The 2810-nt window shown below is 76.2% G+C and carries 3 protein-coding genes; 1 reads left to right on the top strand and 2 read right to left on the bottom strand.

Annotated elements, in window-relative coordinates:
* Both ACTHMS_RS11590 and ACTHMS_RS11585 read right to left on the bottom strand, forming a co-directional pair.
* Window positions 1-924: glycosyltransferase 87 family protein (locus ACTHMS_RS11590; protein WP_440306818.1), on the bottom strand; the 924-nt coding region annotated here is incomplete at its 3' end.
* Window positions 903-1889: a hypothetical protein gene (locus tag ACTHMS_RS11585; protein ID WP_440306816.1), complete on the bottom strand. Its 987-nt coding sequence runs from the start codon at window positions 1887-1889 to the stop codon at window positions 903-905. The genes ACTHMS_RS11590 and ACTHMS_RS11585, both read right to left, overlap by 22 nt.
* 140 nt (window positions 1890-2029) lie before the next feature.
* On the opposite strand from ACTHMS_RS11585, the gene ACTHMS_RS11580 reads away from it, so the two are divergent.
* A partial coding sequence (locus ACTHMS_RS11580) for a DUF3097 family protein (protein WP_440306817.1) occupies window positions 2030-2810 on the top strand: 781 nt, incomplete at its 3' end.

Genomic DNA, 2810 nt, shown 5'->3' with positions numbered 1-2810 from the left:
CCGGTATAGGGTCAACCCGGGGGGTTCTGTCTCGCGGGGGTCGGTTTGTTGGCGCACGGCGTGGGCGATGAGTTTCACGACCGCGGCCCAGAGGTACCAGTAGCCGAGGGTGACCTCGCCGACCGTCGGCCGGTACAGCGGCTTGAAGGCGTCCCGGGACGCCCCGATGACCATCACGGCGGCGGTGGCGACCACCAGCCGCTTGCGACCCGGCCGTGCGGCCAGCCCGAGCAGCACCGGTACCCACCAGACCCAGTGGTGCGTCCACGAGACCGGGCTGACGAGGCAGCCGGTGACGCCGACGACGCCCAGGGCGAGCACCGTCTCGTTCCGCACGACCAGGCGCCGTGCGAGCCAGTAGCCGGCCGCCGCGGTCGCCGCGGCGCAGACCCCCCACAGCGCGGCGGCGGTGTGGGTGTGCCCGAGCAGGCGCTGCCAGAAGCCGTTCCACGACTGGTTGTCGAGCCGGGCCGTCTCGCCGATGTGGCCGCTGCCGAACACCTCCTTCGTCCAGAACCGGTGCGAGTCGTGGGGCAGCAGGGCCGCGGCGACGCCTGCGGTCACCAGGAAGGTGACCGCGGCCGTGCACACGGCACCCCACCGGCGTTGCGCCGCGAGCAGCAGCACGAACGCGGCGGGCGTGAGCTTGATCGCTGCGGCGACGCCGATGAGGACGCCCGCCCACCGGGTGTCGCGCAGCACCAGCACGTCGATGACGACCAGGCCCATGAGCAGCAGGCCGACCTGGCCGTCGTGCAGGGTCGCGTGCACCGGTTCGGCCAGCCCGATCGCCGCTGCCGGCGCGAGCGCCGACCACGTCCGCCGGGCATCGGCGAACAGGCGGGGCGCGCACAGCCGCACCGTCACGAGCAGCGCCGCGGTCGACAGCAGCGTCATCAGCGTCATCGCCAGCCAGCGCGGCACCACGGCCAGCGGCACGAACAGCAGCGCCGCGAACGGGGGATAGGTGAACCCGTACTCTTGCAAGTGCGGGGCGGCGCCGTAGTGCGAGCGGCTGTGCAGGGCGGCGTCGCCGCCGAGCCGGTAGACCTTGAGGTCGAGCGGCACGTGCCCCGTCCAGACCGGTGCCTCGACGAGCACGACCGCCAGCAGCACGACCGGCCACCACCGGCGCGCGGCGAGCGACAGCAGTCGGTGGGGCCGCAGTTGTAGGCGGCCAGGCGCGCTCGCCGCACCGCCACGATCAGCGGACGCAGCGCCTCGTGCCGTGCGCCGATGCCGGCGCGGTCGACGGCGCCGCCGACCGGGTCGAGCGTCGAGAGGCGCAGCACCGCGTGCAGCCGCTCGGCCTGGGCGAGCAGGGCGACGGCGCGCGGTGGCCATCCGGGCGGCAGGTCGAGCCGCTCACCGGCCCGCCGCGCGGCCTGCAGTTCGGCGTCGACGGCGGTCGACGACCCGGCGACCTCCGCGGCCGTCAGCGCGGCGGCGCACTCGCGGATGGCGACGGTGAGGTCGTGCTGCGCCTCGCTGAGCTGGACGAAGTCGGGCGGCGCCGGGTCGACGGTGTACGTCGTCCCGGTGACGGTCGGCGGGGCGCTGCTGGCCGGGTTGTGGTGCACCGTCGGCACGGCGCCGACCGCACCGCCCACGGCCGCCTCGCCCGCCTCGAGCGCCGCCGCCCGGAAGGCGTCGGGCCCGGGCACACCACGCACGTCGCCCGGCACCGGCAGCACCAGGCGCGTCCCGCCGGCCCGCCGCCACGCACCGAGCAGGTCGAGCAGCGAGGTCGGGGCCGCCGCGTCGGACGGCTGCACGACGTGCACGCCGTCGCCGGCGCGGGCCGCGTCCAGCACGTCGTCGGCGCCGACGCGGCCGGCGACCCAGGCCGCCGTCCAGGCGACGAGCGGGCCGGAGCGCGAGCAGGACATGCCCTCCACCGTAAGGGGTCGCCGAGTGGTGGCTTGTCGCCCGAGTGGTGGGTCGCAACCCACCACCCGGGTGCGCAACCCGCCACTCGGCAGCCCCCGGCGCGCCGCCGCCGCGGCGCGGTGATCACTCACTAGCGTCGATCCCCGTGCGCTACGAGACCGACGTGCTGGCCGCGGGGCACCGGCCGCGGCGCAGGGTGGCCGAGGTGCCGGCGGAGCCCGACCTGGTCGTCGAGACGGCCGACGGCGAGTTATGCGGCGCGGTCGTCGCGGTGGGCCGCGCGGTCGACGGCGGCGAGAAGCGCGACGTGGTCACCCTCGAGGACCGCCGCGGCCGTCGCCGCGACTTCCCGATGCTGCCGGCCGCCTTCCTGCTGGACGGCGCCCCGGTGACGCTCGTGCGACCGGCCGCCGCGCCGGCGAAGGCGACCCGGCCGGCACGCACGGCGTCCGGGTCGATCGCGGTCGCCGACGCGCCGGCGCGGGTGGCACGGGCCAGCCGCATCTGGGTCGAGGGCGTGCACGACGCAGCCCTCGTCGAGCGCATCTGGGGCGACGACCTGCGCATCGAGGGCGTCGTGGTCGAGCCCATCGACGGCATCGACCACCTGCTCGACCTGCTGCGCGAGTTCCGGCCCGGCCCGCAGCGGCGCGTCGGCATGCTGGTCGACCACCTGGTGGCCGGCAGCAAGGAGAGCCGGATCGTCGCCGAGCTCGGCCGGGCCGGCTTCGGGCAGCACGGGCTGGTCACCGCCCCCCCCAACGTGGCCGTGTGGCCGGCGGGGACGCCCGCAGCGCTGCGGGCCTCCGGGCTGGGCATCGACGCCTGGCCGCAGGTGCCGCGCTCGGTGGAGTGGAAGACCGGCGTCTGCCAGGCGCTCGGGGTCAGCGACCCACGCGAGATGTGGCGCCGGGTGCTCG

This window comes from Jatrophihabitans sp., assembly GCF_051960575.1.
Classification (GTDB): Bacteria; Actinomycetota; Actinomycetes; order Mycobacteriales; family Jatrophihabitantaceae; genus JBQCEE01.
This window is presented reverse-complemented; position numbering and strand designations above follow the sequence as displayed.

What these genes read in the sequence shown, in the direction of transcription:
- ACTHMS_RS11585 (WP_440306816.1), bottom strand. Translation starts at nt 1,889, where the DNA reads ATGTCCTGCTCGCGCTCCGGCCCGCTCGTCGCCTGGACGGCGGCCTGG.